This window comes from Streptomyces sp. sk2.1, assembly GCF_008120935.1.
GTDB lineage: Bacteria > Actinomycetota > Actinomycetes > Streptomycetales > Streptomycetaceae > Streptomyces.
In genome coordinates, this window is sequence record NZ_RDBO01000055.1 from 399,551 (window position 1) to 414,288 (window position 14,738).

A 14,738-nucleotide genomic window follows, 5' to 3' on the forward strand; every position below is an offset into this window, starting at 1 on the left:
GGGCCGGTCGCCGATCGCGGACGAGGGGCGGCGGGGGCCGAGGGGACGGGCATGGGCATGCCGGCGGTGCGAAATGGTCCGTCCGTGCCATGCGCGACGCGTGGTCCGCTCCTTACGCTGGTGCGGGGACCGGCGATGCCCGCCGGGCGGGCACCGGTGGCGCGGGCACCGGCAGTTCGGCGACGGCAGTGAGAGGTGAGTGACGTGATGACGCTCGGCGCGCCGACCGTGTCCGACCATGTGGCCCTCGCCGAGATCGAGCTCTGCGGCGAGCTGATGATCGCCGCCTCGGCCGCGATCGGGGAGCGGCTCAGCGCGGACCGCATCGACGAGGTGCTGGAAGTGCGCGTGATCGCCGAACGGGCCGCCGTCCCCCGGCAGGGCGATCGCCGGGGGTGAGGTGCGGGGCCGTGGCGGACGCGGGGCGGCCGGGCCTCAGGTGCGCAGCAGCCGGGCGATCGCCTTCGTGGCCTCCTCGACCTTGGCGTCGATCTCCTCCCCGCCCTTGACCGCCGCGTCCGCGACGCAGTGCCGCAGGTGCTCCTCCAGCAGCTGGAGCGCGAAGGACTGGAGCGCCTTCGTGGACGCCGAGACCTGGGTCAGTATGTCGATGCAGTAGACGTCCTCGTCGACCATGCGCTGGAGTCCGCGGATCTGGCCCTCGATCCGGCGCAGCCGCTTGAGGTGCTCGCTCTTCTGGTGGTGATAGCCGTGTATGCCGTGGTCGTGATCGGTGACGACCGGTTCGGTTTCCGCGGCGGCGGTGGTCCCGGCGGTCTCGGTGGTGGTCATTACTGCCTCCCGTTTTCTCTCTACCCTGCCGTTCATATACCCCTGGTGGGTATATCCTAACGAATTCCTCTGAAACGTGACCTGGGGCCCGTGCCGATCGCGGTGTTCGATGCGCGACACTGAAGAATGCCGGTTAGCCGTGGCCGGATGATGCGCCTAGCATCAGCCTGACCGAATCCAAAGCACCCCGAGGACCCCACGTGCGCTTTCGTCTGACCCCCAGGGAGACGAGCTTCTACGACATGTTCTCCGCGTCCGCGGACAACATCGTCACGGGCTCGAAACTCCTGATGGAATTGCTCGGGGCGGACTCTGCCTCCCGGGCCGAGATCGCGGAGCGCATGCGGGCAGCGGAGCACGCGGGGGACGACGCGACCCACGCGATCTTCCACCAGCTGAACTCCTCTTTCATCACGCCGTTCGACCGCGAGGACATTTACAACCTCGCATCGTCGCTCGACGACATCATGGACTTCATGGAGGAGGCCGTCGACCTGGTCGTGCTGTATCAGGTCGAGGAACTCCCCAAGGGCATCGCCCAGCAGATCGAGGTGCTGGCCCGCGCGGCCGAGCTGACCGCCGAGGCGATGCCGGGGCTGCGGACGATGGACAACCTCACCGAGTACTGGATCGAGGTGAACCGCCTGGAGAACCAGGCGGACCAGATCCACCGCAAGCTGCTCGCCCACCTCTTCAACGGCAAGTACGACGCCATCGAGGTGCTGAAGCTCAAGCAGATCGTGGACGTGCTGGAAGAGGCTGCCGACGCGTTCGAGCACGTCGCCAACACGGTGGAGACCATCGCGGTCAAGGAGTCCTGAACCACGTGGACACCTTTGCGCTGATCGTGACCATCGGGGTCGCGCTCGGCTTCACGTATACGAACGGCTTCCACGACTCGGCGAACGCCATCGCCACGTCCGTCTCCACGCGTGCGCTCACCCCGCGCGCGGCCCTGGCGATGGCCGCGGTGATGAACCTCGCCGGCGCGTTCCTCGGCAGCGGTGTCGCCAAGACCGTCAGCGAGGGCCTGATCGCGACGCCCGAGGGCCAGAAGGGGATGGGAATCCTCTTCGCCGCGCTCGTCGGCGCGATCATCTGGAACCTCGTCACCTGGTACTTCGGGCTGCCCTCCTCGTCCTCGCACGCCCTGTTCGGCGGCATGGTCGGCGCGGCGCTCGCCGGCGGGACGCTGGTGCACTGGGACGGGGTGCTCGACAAGATCGTCATCCCGATGTTCCTCTCGCCGGTCATCGGTCTGGTCGTCGGCTATCTGGTGATGGTCGCGATCATGTGGATGTTCCGGAAGACCAACCCGCACAAGGCCAAGCGCGGTTTCCGGATCGCGCAGACGGTCTCGGCGGCGGGCATGGCGCTCGGCCACGGTCTGCAGGACGCGCAGAAGACGATGGGCATCGTGGTGATGGCCCTGGTCATCGCCGACGTGGAGAGCCCGAGCGACCCGATCCCGGTCTGGGTGAAGCTGGTCTGCGCGCTGATGCTCTCGCTGGGCACGTACGCGGGTGGCTGGCGCATCATGCGCACGCTCGGCCGCAAGATCATCGAGCTGGACCCGCCGCAGGGCTTCGCCGCGGAGACGACGGGCGCGTCGATCATGTTCGGCTCGGCGTTCCTGTTCCACGCACCGATCTCCACGACGCACGTGATCACCTCCGCGATCATGGGTGTGGGCGCCACGAAGCGGGTCAACGCGGTCCGCTGGGGCGTCGCCAAGAACATCATCCTGGGCTGGTTCATCACGATGCCGGCCGCGGCCCTGGTCGCCGCCGCGAGCTACGGCGTCGTGGTGCTGCTCTTCGGCTGACGGTCGCGGCGGGACGTTTCCGCACGTATGAAACGGGGCCGCCCCCACTCCCTCGCGGGAGACGGGGGCGGCCCCTTCGCCTTGCGGTGGCACCGCCATGCAGCACCTCAAGGCCGTCTGGGAACGGGGCCGGTCCGCCGGAGGGGGAGGCGGTCCGCCGGTGGAGAACCACCACCGGGCGTCACCGCCCATGCCCCCGGCCCACCTCGGCCCCGTTGCCGGGCACCTATCCGAAGCGGCCCGAGATGTAGTCCTCGGTCGCCTGGACGGACGGGTTGGAGAAGATCCGCTCCGTCTCGTCGATCTCGATGAGCTTGCCGGGCTTGCCGACCGCCGCGAGGTTGAAGAACGCCGTGCGGTCGGAGACGCGGGCCGCCTGCTGCATGTTGTGCGTCACGATGACGATCGTGAAGCGCTCCTTCAGCTCGCCGATCAGGTCCTCGATGGCGAGGGTGGAGATCGGGTCCAGGGCGGAGCACGGCTCGTCCATCAGCAGCACGTCCGGCTCGACGGCGATCGCGCGGGCGATGCACAGCCGCTGCTGCTGACCGCCGGAGAGGCCGGAGCCGGGCTTGTTCAGCCGGTCCTTGACCTCGTTCCAGAGGTTGGCGCCGCGCAGGGACTTCTCGACGATGTCCGACAGCTCGCTCTTCTTGTACGAGCCGTTCAGCCGCAGGCCGGCCGCGACGTTGTCGAAGATCGACATGGTCGGGAACGGGTTGGGGCGCTGGAAGACCATGCCGACCGTGCGGCGCACGGTGACCGGGTCCACGTTCGGCCCGTAGAGGTTCTCGTCGTCCAGCAGCACCTTGCCCTCGACGCGGCCACCGGGGGTGACCTCGTGCATGCGGTTCAGGGTGCGCAGGAAGGTGGACTTGCCGCAGCCGGACGGGCCGATGAAGGCGGTCACGGAGCGGGGCTCCACGGTCATCGAGATGTCCTCGATGGCGAGGTGGGAGCCGTAGTAGGCGGACAGGCCGCTGACGTCGATGCGCTTGGCCATCTGAATCACTGCTTCTTTCGTGCCGCGTCAGCGGCCGGTCTTCGGGGCCTTCCAGCGGGCGATGCCGCGGGCCACCAGGTTGAGGATCATGACGAAGGCGATCAGGACCAGCGCGGCGGCCCAGGCACGGTCGTACGACTGGTCGGTACCGACCTTGTACTGCTCCCAGATGTAGAAGGGGAGCGAGGACTGTGCACCCTGGAACGGGTTCGGGTTGATCAGCTGGCTGCCGAAGACCAGCAGCATGATCGGCGCGGTCTCACCGGCGATACGGGCGATCGCGAGCATCACACCGGTGGTGATGCCGCCGATCGCGGTCGGGAGGACCACCTTCAGGATGGTGCGCCACTTCGGGATGCCGAGGGCGAGGGAGGCCTCGCGCAGCTCGTTCGGGACGAGCTTGAGCATCTCCTCGGTGGAGCGGACCACGACCGGGATCATCAGGATCGTGAGCGCCAGCGCACCCATCAGACCGGACGGCTGGATCTTCGCCATCAGCATGATGGAGAGGATGAAGAGGCCCGCGACGATGGACGGGATGCCCGTCATGACGTCGACGAAGAAGGTCACGGCCTTGGCCAGGGCGCCCTTGCCGTACTCCACCAGGTAGACGGCGGTCAGCATGCCGAGGGGGGCGGAGATCACGGTGGCGATGCCGACCTGCTCCAGCGTCCCGATCAGCGCGTGGTAGACACCGCCGGTCGCGTCGGAGCCGAGCACCCCGCCCATCGAGTGGCTCAGGAAGTACCCGTCCAGGCGCTCCGCGCCGCGGCTGACCGTCGTCCACAGGAGCGAGGCGAGCGGCGCGACGGCGAGCAGGAAGCACACCCAGACGATGCTGGTGGCGAGCCGGTCCTTGGCCTGGCGCCGGTTCTCGACGACCGAGGTCGTGACGTACGAGATGACCACGAAGAGCAGGGCGGAGAACAGGCCCCACTGGGTGCGGCTCTGCCAGCCGGCCGCGGCGCCGATGCCCACGCCCAGCGTGATCGCGACGGCCGCGAAGGCGAGCGGGGCCCAGCGGGGGAGCGCCCGGCTGCTCAGAGCGTTCGGGCGGGCGGGCGCCGCCGGGGCGGGCCGCTCCTGGATGTCGGTGTTCACTGCCTGGCTCATGCGTTGGCCCCCGAGTACTCCTTGCGGCGGGCGATGATGAGCCGGGCCGCGCCGTTGACCAGCAGGGTGAGGACGAAGAGGACGAGGCCCGAGGCGATCAGTGCGTCGCGTCCGAACTGGTCGGCCTCGTCGAACTTCGCGGCGATGTTCTGGGCGAACGTGCCCCCGCCCGGGTTGAGCAGGTGCGCGGAGATGACGAAGCTCGGCGACAGGACCGTGGCGACGGCCATCGTCTCGCCGAGCGCCCGGCCCAGGCCCAGCATCGAGGCGGAGATCACGCCGGAGCGGCCGAAGGGCAGCACCGAGAGGCGGATGACCTCCCAGCGGGTCGCGCCCAGCGCGAGGGCGGCCTCCTCGTTCATCCTCGGGACCTGGAGGAAGACCTCGCGGCTGACGCTGGTCACGATCGGCAGGATCATGATCGCGAGCAGGATGCCGACGGTGAAGAGCGAGCGGGCGACGCCGACCTCGGTCTTGTCGAAGAGGTACGTCCAGCCGAAGACCTGGTCGAGCCAGAGGTTCAGGCCCTCCAGGTACGGCACGAGGAAGAGGGCGCCCCAGATGCCGTACACGATGCTCGGCACTGCGGCGAGCAGGTCGACGACGTAGGCGAGGGGCGCGGCCAGCTTGCGCGGCGCGTAGTGCGAGATGAACAGGGCGATGCCGACGGCGACCGGGACGGCGATGACCATCGCGATGATCGAGCTGACGACGGTGCCGAAGAGGAGGACCGCGATGCCGAAGACCGGCGGGTCGCCGGCCGGGTTCCAGTCGAGGGTGGTGAAGAAGTTGCCCTCGTTCTCGGAGATGGCGATCGAGGCGCGGTAGGTGAGGAACACGGCGATCGACGCCATGATCACGAGCAGCAGTACGCCCGAGCCGGTCGAGAGGCTCAGGAAGACCTTGTCGCCCGCGCGTCCGGTCTTCTGACCGGTGCGCTCGCGCGCCGGCGGCGAGGCCGGCGGCGTGTCTATCGGTGTGGTGGAAGCCATGGTCTTTCCGGTCTGTGTGGGGGAGCGGCGTCGGCTCCCCTGGCGGCGGTGCACCGGATGGGTGGTGGCGGCCGGTCCGGAGGGGTGCGCCGGACCGGTCCGCCGGGTGTTGCCCCGGGGGCCGCCGGGCCGTGTGCCCGGCGGCGTACTCGGTTGCTTGCGGGACGTGCTTACGAGAGGGACGCGATGGTCTCGCGGACCTTGGCGTTGATCTCCGCCGGGATCGGCGCGTAACCGGCCTCGGTGAGGAGCTTCTGGCCCTCGTCACCGGCGGTGTAGTTCAGGAAGGACTTGACCGTGGAGAGGGTCTCGGCCTTGTTGCCCTTGTCGCAGACGACCTCGTAGGTCACCAGGACGATCGGGTAGGCGCCCTCGGCCTTGGTGGTGTAGTCCAGCTCCAGGGCCAGGTCCTTGCCGGTGCCCTTGATCTTGGCGGCGGCGATGGCCTTGGAGGCGTTCTCCGAGGTGGCCTCGACCGGGGCGGCGCCACCGGTGTCGATGTCGACGGTGGAGATCGACTGCGAGGTGGCGTAGCTGAGCTCGAAGTAGCCGATCGCGCCGTCGACCTGCTTCACCTGGGCGGCGACACCGGAGGAGCCGGACGCGGCCTGGCCCTGGGGGGCCGGCCACTTCTTCTCGGCCTCGTACTTCCAGTCGTTCGGGGCGGCGGCACCGAGGTACTTGCCGAGGTTCTGCGTGGTGCCGGAGTCCTCGGAGCGGTGGAAGGCCTGGATGTCCTTGTCCGGGAGCTTGACGCCGCTGTTGAGCTTGGCGATCGCCGGGTCGTTCCACTTCTTGATCTTGGTGTCGAAGATCTTGGCGAGCGTGGGGGCGTCCAGCGTCAGGTTGTCGACGCCCTCCAGGTGGTAACCGATGGCGATCGGGCCGCCGACCATCGGGAGGTTGATGCCCTGGCCGCCCTTGCACATCTTCTTCGACTCGGCGACCTCCTCGGGCTTCAGCGCCGAGTCGGAACCGGCGAAGCCGACGGTGCCCTGGTTGAAGGCGATGATGCCCTCGCCGGAGGACGACGACTTGTAGTTGACCTCGACGCCGGAGCAGCCCGCCATGTAGTTCTTGACCCAGAGGTCCATGGCGTTCTTCTGCGCGCTGGAGCCGGAGGCGAGGAGCTGGCCCTTGGCGTCGTCGCACTTGATGTTCGACGCGGCGCTCGTCTTGCCGCCGTTGCCACCGGTGGAACCGCTGTTGTCGTCCGAACCGCACGCCGTGAGGACCAGGGCGCCGGAGACGGCGAGGGCACCGAGCGCGGTGGCACGAAGCCGGTTCTTGCGCTGAAGCTTCACTTTCGGGTGTTCCTTCCAGGAGCCGCCGAGGTCTTTTCGTTCTTACGACGGCGTGCGATGTGGTGGGTGCTCCGGCCTCGCGCCGCGCACCGTGCACCGCCGAAGTTAGGCAGGACAGGTGAAGCGGCCTACGGGGGAGAGTGAACGGAAGGTGAACCGTGCGGGGCGACGTGGTTCCGGCGCGCCGGGCGCCGGGACACGGGATTTCCCCCGGTCGCGCGGTCGTCCGGTCCGCCCGGCCGGACGGGCGCGGCCCCGGGCGCCGGAACTCAGACGTCGGACTCAGACGTCGGACGGGCGCGGCCCCGGGCGTCGGACTCAGGCGTCGGACGGGCGGTGGCCGGGGCGGCCGTCGGGCAGGGCGGTGAGCAGGGCGTCGAGCACGTCCCGGTCGCGGTCCCGGGTGAGCCGGGCGCGGGCCGCCGAGAAGGGGAGCCAGCACACCCGGTCCACCTCGCTGCCGGGCACGAAGGCGCCGCCGGCCGCCTCGGCGGCCCAGTAGGAGACCTCCTTGGGGCGGCCGTCGACGAGGTAGTGGACCGTGGGCAGCGGGGCGCCGGGCACGCAGTGGTGGCCGGTCTCCTCCAGCACCTCGCGCCGGGCGGCGTCCAGGGCCGGCTCGCCGCGCTTCAGCTTCCCCTTGGGGTGCGACCAGTCGTCGTAGCGGGGCCGGTGGACCAGGCAGATCTCCAGCTCGCCGGAGCGCTCGGCACGCCGCCACAGCACGCACCCCGCGGCGAGCACCGGCCCGTGCTTGCGGGCGCGCCGGACACGCCCGGACGATTCCCGGGCACGACCGGACGGGTCCGGGGCGTGGTCCCGGTCGTGGGCGGCGGGGCGGCCCGTGGTGCCGTGGCCGCCGGGCCCGCTCATGACCCGGTCACGGCCGCGGAGGCGTACGGCCAGCTCTCCCGGAACACGCCGCGGGCCGCCTCCACCTCGTGCCGCTGGTCGGCGTGGAGCACCCCGAGGGCGTACGCGGTGGCGGGGGCGATACGGGGGGTGCGGGCCGCCGACGAGGCCGCCGCGGCGGCCTCCGCCGCGTCCCGGTGCAGATCCAGCGCGCGGCCCGCCGCGGTCAGGACCGGATCGGGGGCGCCCCGCACCACCTCGTGGGCGTACCGGTGCAGCCGCAGCAGCAGCCGGGCCCGGTGCCAGGGCGCGTCCTGCGCCTCGTTGTACGGCTCGGCCGTCTTGTCCGAGGGGAGCGCCGCCACCGCGCCGAGCAGCTGCTGTTCGGCCCGGTCGGCGGGGCCGTGCAGCATCTCCTCGGCCGGGGCCCCGGCCGAGGCGGCGAGCGGCACCTCCGAGGCGAGCAGGGCCACGGCGTCGGCCACCGCGTGGAAGCGGGCGGAGCCGAGCGCCTGGAGCGCCGCGGAGTGGGCGCGGGTCCGGGCGAGGGTCAGCTGCCGTTCGAGGAGCGCCCCGGCGCGGGCGGCGCCGACACCGAGGGCGGCGCGCTCCTTGTCCCCGGCGGTGCCGGAGCCCTTGCGGGCGGCGGGCAGCGAGGTGCCGGACAGCGCGTGCAGCGCTTCGAGGAGCCGGTTCAGCCGGGTCGCGTAGGCGTGTTCCCGGGCCAGGGTGCCCGAGAGCCAGGCCAGTTCGGTGCGCAGCTGCTCGGCCCAGGCGGTGTCCAGCGTCGCCCGGAAGGTGTGCAGCGTGCCGCTGATCCGGCGGGCCGAGCGGCGCAGCGCCACGGAGGCCTGCTCGGCGCCGAGGCCGCCGGCGTCGGTGGGGGCGCTGCTCTCGCGGTGCAGGCGCAGGCTGCGGAGGAATTCGGCGGCCTGCTCCTGGAGGTAGGGCGCGAGCACCGCGCCCGCCGTGAGGTCCGCCTGTGTCGTCTGGTGGTCATGGCGTCGCACGCCGGCGCCTCCGGGCGTCAATGAGCATTTCCTGTACGTGCCGCAGCGGTTGGCCCTCCGCGTCCGTGGAGTGCCGGGTCCAGTTCCCGTCGGGACCCAGGTGCCAGGAGGAGGTGGTGTCGGCCATGCCGGTCTCCAGGAGACGGCTGAGCGCGGCGCGATGGGCGGGGTCGGTGACCCGGACCAGTGCTTCGATCCGGCGGTCGAGGTTGCGGTGCATCATGTCGGCGCTGCCGAACCACACTTCGGGTTCGCCGCCGTTGCCGAAGGCGAAGACCCGGGAGTGTTCGAGGAAGCGGCCCAGGACGGAGCGGACCCGGATGTTCTCGGAGAGGCCGGTGACGCCGGGGCGGATCGCGCAGATCCCGCGCACCCAGATGTCCACCGGCACGCCGGCCATCGCGGCCCGGTAGCAGGCGTCGACGATCGCTTCGTCGACCATCGAGTTGACCTTGATGCGGACGTAGGCGGTCCGCCCGGCCCGCTGGTGGGTGATCTCCTTGTTGATCCGCGCGATCAGCCCGTCGCGCAGGGACTTCGGCGCGACCAGGAGGCGGCGGTAGGTCTCGCGGCGGGAGTAGCCGGAGAGCCGGTTGAAGAGGTCGGAGAGGTCCGCGCCGACCTGCGGGTCCGCGGTCAGCAGGCCGAGGTCCTCGTACAGCCGGGCCGTCTTGGGGTGGTAGTTGCCGGTGCCGACGTGGGAGTAGCGGCGCAGCGTGTCGCCCTCCTGCCGGACGACCAGCGAGAGCTTGCAGTGGGTCTTGAGGCCGACGAGTCCGTAGACGACGTGGCAGCCGGCCTCCTCCAGCTTGCGGGCCCACTTGATGTTGGCCTGCTCGTCGAAGCGGGCCTTGATCTCGACGAGGACGAGGACCTGCTTGCCGGATTCGGCGGCGTCGATCAGGGCGTCCACTATCGGTGAGTCGCCCGACGTCCGGTACAGCGTCTGCTTGATGGCGAGGACGTCGGGGTCGCTCGCCGCCTGTTCCAGGAAGGCCTGGACGGAGGTGGAGAACGAGTCGTAGGGGTGGTGCAGGAGCACGTCGCGTTCGCGCAGCGCGGCGAAGATGTCGGGCGCGGAGGCGGATTCGACCTCGGCGAGGTCGCGGTGGGTGCCGGCGACGAACTTGGGGTACTTCAGCTCGGGCCGGTCCAGGGAGGCTATGCCGAACAGCCCGGTGAGGTCGAGCGGTCCGGGCAGCGGGTAGACCTCGGCGTCGGACACCTTCAGCTCGCGGACCAGCAGGTCGAGCACGTACGGGTCGATGGATTCCTCGACCTCCAGGCGGACCGGCGGGCCGAAGCGGCGCCGCATGAGTTCCTTCTCCAGGGCCTTGAGGAGGTTCTCGGCGTCGTCCTCCTCGACCTCCAGGTCCTCGTTCCTGGTGACCCGGAACATGTGGTGGGCGAGGACCTCCATGCCCGGGAAGAGCTCTTCGAGGTGGGCGGCGATCACGTCCTCTATGGGCACGTACCGCTGCGGTGACGCCTCCAGGAAGCGGGTCAGCAGCGGCGGCACCTTGACCCGGGCGAAGTGGCGGTGGCCGCTGACCGGGTTGCGCACGACGACGGCGAGGTTGAGCGAGAGCCCGGAGATGTACGGGAAGGGGTGCGCCGGGTCGACGGCGAGGGGGGTCAGCACGGGGAAGACGCGCTGCCGGAAGAAGGTGAACAGGCGGGCCTGCTCCTTCTCGGTCAGCTCGGGCCAGCGGATCAGCTGGATGCCCTCGTCGGACAGGGCGGGGGCGATGTCCTGCTGGTAGCAGGCGGCGTGCCGGGCCATGAGCTCGCGCGAGCGGGTCCAGATCAGGTCGAGGACCTCGCGGGGCTGGAGTCCGGAGGCGGACCGGGTGGCGACACCGGTGGCGATGCGGCGCTTCAGCCCGGCGACCCGGACCATGAAGAACTCGTCCAGGTTCGAGGCGAAGATGGCGAGGAAATTAGCCCGTTCGAGGAGGGGGGTCGCCGGGTCCTCGGCCAGTTCCAGCACCCGTTCGTTGAACGCGAGCCAACTGCGTTCCCGGTCCAGGAAACGGCCCTGGGGCAGCTCGTCGCCGTCCACATCGGGTTCGTACGCGTCGGCGTCGTTGTCGATGTCGGGGTCCAGGTCGGCCGCGGTGGACAGCGCGGCCCCGTTGGAGGAAGCGGTGGCGACGGCGTGCGGCCGGTGCGCGGCGAGTGAGCCGACCGACGGCTGCACGGCGGGCTGGACCGGGACCTCGGAGCTGGGCTGCTGGCTCATGGACCCATTGTTCCGCGCGGATGGCTCGAAGGGCGCGCCGGAGGGGGCGGAGATCGCGGGAAACGCGGGGCTCACGGCGCTCGCACGGCCCGCACGGCCCGTCGGGTTCGCGCGGTCGCCGCCGGGATCTCTCCCGTTGCGGGGGGTCGGCACAGCTGGCTGCATCCTGAAAGATTGGCAAGCGCTTCTGAATGGCCGGTAACGGCGACATGACGTGCAGGAAGCGGTGTGGCCGTGCCCGGGTGCCCGGAGGCGCCCGGGCACGGCCCCGTGCGGTCCGCTCAGCCGTGGCGGCGGCGCAGGACGCGGAAGGCGACGGTGACGGCGACGGCGGCGAGGGCGAGCAGGATGGTGCTCTCGACGAGTTGCAGCGGCCAGAAGTGCGAGGCCGGATGGTAGTCGGTGAAGAGCGTGACCCCACCCCGGTCGGTCAGGCAACTGGCGTGCTCGTCGGGGCTCAGCCCCCGCCCGAAGCAGTCCTTCCAGTAGAGCTCCCGGCCGGACGGGGTGAGCATGCCCGTTTCGACGATCCAGGGGCTGCCTTCCCAGGTGTGGCGGCCCAGGACGCGGACCGTCGGCCAGAGCTCGTGGCGGCGCTTTCCGAACCCCAGCATGACGGTGCCCAGGACGACCGCGGTGAGACCCATGGACAGGAGCGTGCGGCGGACCAGGACGGCGCACAGCGCACCGACGGCCACGGCCAGCAGGGCGTACGCGACGGCGGTCGGGCCGAGGGCGGGGTGGACCCCGCTCGCGTACCAGCCGAGTTCCCGGGTGTCGCCCCGCAGGGCCGACCGGCCCCACCGGTAGACGAGGACCAGGACGGTCGTCCCGGCGGCGGCCAGGACCGCGGGCAGCGCGATCCGGGCCGCCAGCCACCGGGCGGGCGACACCGACTGGGCCCAGACGAACCGGAAGGTGCCGCTCTCCAGCTCGCGGGCGATCAGCGGACCTGCTGTGAAGACACCGATGAGCCCGGCGAGCACCAGGACGGCGGTCCCGCCGTCCGCCAGATACGTCTCGGCGGTGGTGCGGGCGTAGGTGGGCAGGTAGGTGCCGTCGCCGCAGCGCGTGGTGTCGCCGTCGGCGCAGCGCTCGTACGAGGTGGCGACCCAGATCCGGAGTCCCACCACGAGGGCGATGCCCAGGACCAGGAGTGCGCAGGCCGCCCACAGCGAACGGCGGTGCTGGTGGACCAGGACCTTTACGGGGGCCCGCAGTTCGGCGGGCACGGCACGGATGCGCGCGGCGGTGACGCTCATGCGGCCACCGCCCGGTCGGTCGCCGCGCTCGGGGTGAGCAGCGCGGGTACGTCGGGTGCCCTCAGGTGCGCCAGCAGCAGTTCTTCCAGCGACGGCTCGGCGGTCTCCCAGCCGGAGGCCGCGTCGACCGGTCCCTCCCGCCGGACGAGTGCGGTCTGCCGCCGTCCCGTGGTGCGGGACTCGACCACGGTGTGCGGGGCGAGGTCCCGCACGGGACCGGTGAGCAGGGTGTGCGCGGCGAGCAGGTCGTCCGTCTCTCCGCCGAGACGGACGCGGCCGCCGTCGACGAGGAGGAGGTAGTCGCAGACGCCCTCCAGCTCGGTGAGGATGTGCGAGGACATCACGATGGTGGTGGCGCGCTCGGCGGCCTCGGCCATCAGCACACCCATCAGCCGGTGCCGGGCGAGTGGGTCGAGGTCGGCCATCGGTTCGTCCAGCAGCAGCAGTTCGGGCCGCTTGCCGAGGGCGAGGGCGAGGGCGAGCCGGGTGCGCTGACCGCCGGACAGGGCGCGGACCCTGGTGCTCGCCGGGAGGGGGTCGGCGATGCGCTCGGCGATGTCCCGGTCCCAGGTGGCGGCGTTCAGCTCGGCGCCCGCCCAGAGTGTCTCGGCGACCGTCAGCCGTGGATACAGAGGTCTGTCCTGGGCCACGTGGGCCACGCGCGCACGCGCCTCCCCCGGGGACGTGCCCAGGATGCGCAGCGAACCCCCGGACGGGCGCAGGAGCCCGGCCGCGAGGGAGAGCAGGGTGGACTTGCCCGCCCCGTTGGGACCGACGAGGGCGCACACCCGCCCGGCGGGCAGCCGGAAGGAACAGTCGCGCAGGGCCAGGGCCCCGCCTCTGCCCCGGTACTTCATTCCGAGGCCGGCGGCCTCGATCGCAAAGCCTGTCATCAGGCTCGATCCCCCTCGAAAGTACTGTCCAGTACGGCGGTGAAGAGCGCGCTCACGTCGTCCTTCTCCAGCCCGGCCGCGCGGGCCCGGCGGGTCCAGTCGGCGAGTTCGGCGCGCAACGGCGCGTCATCGGCGGCCGCCGCGCCGCCGAGGCCCCGGGTGACGAAGGTGCCCAGTCCGCGCCGTGCCTCGACGAGCCCCTCGCGCTCCAGCTCCCGGTATGCCTTGAGCACGGTGTTCGGGTTGATGGCGGTGGCCTCGACGACCTCGCGCGCGGTGGGCAGGCGGTCGCCGGGCTCCAGCAGACCGAGACGGAGAGCCTGCTTGGTCTGCTGGACGATCTGGAGGTACGTGGCGACGCCGCTGCGCCGGTCGATGCGGTACTCGACCGCTGCGGACTCTGCCATTTCCACCCTTTCACTAATTGAGTAGTGAAAGGGTGGCGCAAGAAGAGGGCGGCGTCAAGGAACGCCGCCCTCCCGGGGAAGCCGATCCGCCCTGAGCGCCGTACCCGGCTCAGGACTCCGTGCGGTACATCAGGTCCACCTCGTGCGTGGCGAAGCCCATCCGCTCGTAGACGGCCAGGGCCGCCTTGTTGTCCGCGTCCACGTAGAGCATCGCGGTCGGCAGCCCCTCGGCGGCCAGGTGGCGCAGCCCGATCGCGGTGAGCGCCTTGCCGAGCCCGCCGCCCTGTGCGTCGGGCCGGATGCCGACCACGTACACCTCGCCGAGCTGCTCCTCGGCGTGCACCTTCGTCCAGTGGAAGCCGATCAGCTCGCCGTCGCGCTCGGCCAGGAAGAAGCCCTTCGGGTCGAACCAGGGTTCCGCCTTGCGGTCGTCCAGGTCGCGCTGGGTCAGCGAGCCCTGCTCCGGGTGGTGGGCGAAGGCGGCACGGTTCACCGCGAGCCAGGCGGCGTCGTCCTCGCCGGGCACGAAGGTGCGGATCGTGACGCCGGGCGGCAGCACCGGCTCCGCGATGTCCAGCGGCACCAACGGGCGCCGCAGCTGCCGCAGTTCGCGGAAGAGCGAGAGGCCGAGGACCTGGGCGAGGTGCCGCGCCGCGGACTTTCCGCCGTGCGCCCACACCCGCAGCCGCTTCCCGGTCGTGGCGAGCAGCGCCGCGCCCAGCGCCCGCCCGTGCCCCTGCCCGCGGTACGCCGGGTGCACGACCAGCTCGGCGGCCGGGGCCTCGACGGGGTCGGTGTCCTCCAGCTGCGCGTATCCGACCAGGGTGGTTCCGCTGACGAGCAGCAGGTGCCGCACGCCCTCCCGCCGCCCGCCCCGCAACTGCAGCCGCCCCTGCTCGGACACGGCCTGCCTGCCGTCGGACCGGGCCGCCTCCGCGAGCAGGTCCGACACGGCTGCGGCCTGCTCGGGGGAGAGCTCGTCGAACTCGTGGTTGCCCACGGTCGTCACGTCGAGGTCGATCTTGTTGAGCGCCTCGATGGTC

15 protein-coding genes are annotated in these 14,738 nt (G+C 71.1%); 3 read left to right on the top strand and 12 right to left on the bottom strand.

The genetic code is table 11. The annotated features are described in order from the left end of the window. The first annotated feature begins 207 nt into the window (after positions 1 to 207). Positions 208 to 399 (top strand): hypothetical protein, encoded by a 192-nt coding sequence (locus EAO76_RS19070; RefSeq protein ID WP_148837415.1) that lies wholly within the window; start codon positions 208 to 210, stop codon positions 397 to 399. A 36-nt stretch (positions 400 to 435) separates the two neighbouring features. Here the strand turns inward: EAO76_RS19070 and EAO76_RS19075 are convergent, their stop codons facing one another. Then, positions 436 to 792, bottom strand: coding sequence for a metal-sensitive transcriptional regulator (locus tag EAO76_RS19075; RefSeq protein ID WP_148837111.1), 357 nt, complete (start codon positions 790 to 792; stop codon positions 436 to 438). Positions 793 to 992: 200 nt separating this feature from the next. Between EAO76_RS19075 and EAO76_RS19080 the strand changes: the two genes are divergently transcribed. After that, the gene (locus tag EAO76_RS19080; RefSeq protein ID WP_148837112.1) at positions 993 to 1,613 is read left to right on the top strand and encodes a DUF47 domain-containing protein; all 621 of its coding nucleotides are present in this window, start codon (positions 993 to 995) and stop codon (positions 1,611 to 1,613) included. A gap of 5 nt (positions 1,614 to 1,618) precedes the next feature. Beyond that, entirely contained in the window at positions 1,619 to 2,617 is a 999-nt protein-coding gene (locus EAO76_RS19085; RefSeq protein ID WP_148837113.1) for an inorganic phosphate transporter, read from the top strand. A 226-nt stretch (positions 2,618 to 2,843) separates the two neighbouring features. Here EAO76_RS19085 and pstB read toward each other — a convergent pair whose 3' ends face one another. From pstB to mshD, 11 genes are all read right to left on the bottom strand, one after another. Further along, entirely contained in the window at positions 2,844 to 3,620 is a 777-nt protein-coding gene (pstB, locus tag EAO76_RS19090; RefSeq protein WP_148837114.1) for a phosphate ABC transporter ATP-binding protein PstB, read from the bottom strand. A gap of 27 nt (positions 3,621 to 3,647) precedes the next feature. Further along, complete coding sequence (pstA, locus tag EAO76_RS19095; RefSeq protein ID WP_148837115.1) at positions 3,648 to 4,733, bottom strand: phosphate ABC transporter permease PstA; 1,086 nt, start codon at positions 4,731 to 4,733, stop codon at positions 3,648 to 3,650. Next, positions 4,730 to 5,725, bottom strand: coding sequence for a phosphate ABC transporter permease subunit PstC (pstC, locus tag EAO76_RS19100; protein WP_148837116.1), 996 nt, complete (start codon positions 5,723 to 5,725; stop codon positions 4,730 to 4,732). The genes pstA and pstC overlap by 4 nt, the downstream gene beginning before the upstream one ends. 170 nt (positions 5,726 to 5,895) lie before the next feature. Then, positions 5,896 to 7,029, bottom strand: a complete 1,134-nt coding sequence (gene pstS / locus EAO76_RS19105) for a phosphate ABC transporter substrate-binding protein PstS (protein WP_148837117.1) — start codon at positions 7,027 to 7,029, stop codon at positions 5,896 to 5,898. A 318-nt stretch (positions 7,030 to 7,347) separates the two neighbouring features. Continuing rightward, positions 7,348 to 7,773, bottom strand: coding sequence for an NUDIX hydrolase (locus EAO76_RS19110; RefSeq protein WP_262375618.1), 426 nt, complete (start codon positions 7,771 to 7,773; stop codon positions 7,348 to 7,350). Between the two features lie 125 nt (positions 7,774 to 7,898). Then, complete coding sequence (locus EAO76_RS19115) at positions 7,899 to 8,891, bottom strand: CHAD domain-containing protein (RefSeq protein ID WP_148837119.1); 993 nt, start codon at positions 8,889 to 8,891, stop codon at positions 7,899 to 7,901. Then, complete coding sequence (locus EAO76_RS19120; protein WP_148837120.1) at positions 8,878 to 11,133, bottom strand: RNA degradosome polyphosphate kinase; 2,256 nt, start codon at positions 11,131 to 11,133, stop codon at positions 8,878 to 8,880. The genes EAO76_RS19115 and EAO76_RS19120 overlap by 14 nt, the downstream gene beginning before the upstream one ends. A gap of 281 nt (positions 11,134 to 11,414) precedes the next feature. Then, positions 11,415 to 12,395, bottom strand: a complete 981-nt coding sequence (locus EAO76_RS19125) for an ABC transporter permease (RefSeq protein WP_148837121.1) — start codon at positions 12,393 to 12,395, stop codon at positions 11,415 to 11,417. After that, positions 12,392 to 13,288: an ABC transporter ATP-binding protein gene (locus EAO76_RS19130; RefSeq protein WP_148837122.1), complete on the bottom strand. Its 897-nt coding sequence runs from the start codon at positions 13,286 to 13,288 to the stop codon at positions 12,392 to 12,394. The genes EAO76_RS19125 and EAO76_RS19130 overlap by 4 nt, the downstream gene beginning before the upstream one ends. Further along, positions 13,288 to 13,695, bottom strand: a complete 408-nt coding sequence (locus EAO76_RS19135; protein WP_148837123.1) for a GntR family transcriptional regulator — start codon at positions 13,693 to 13,695, stop codon at positions 13,288 to 13,290. The genes EAO76_RS19130 and EAO76_RS19135 overlap by 1 nt, the downstream gene beginning before the upstream one ends. A gap of 109 nt (positions 13,696 to 13,804) precedes the next feature. Continuing rightward, positions 13,805 to 14,716, bottom strand: a complete 912-nt coding sequence (mshD, locus tag EAO76_RS19140; protein ID WP_148837124.1) for a mycothiol synthase — start codon at positions 14,714 to 14,716, stop codon at positions 13,805 to 13,807. Positions 14,717 to 14,738 lie beyond the last annotated feature (22 nt).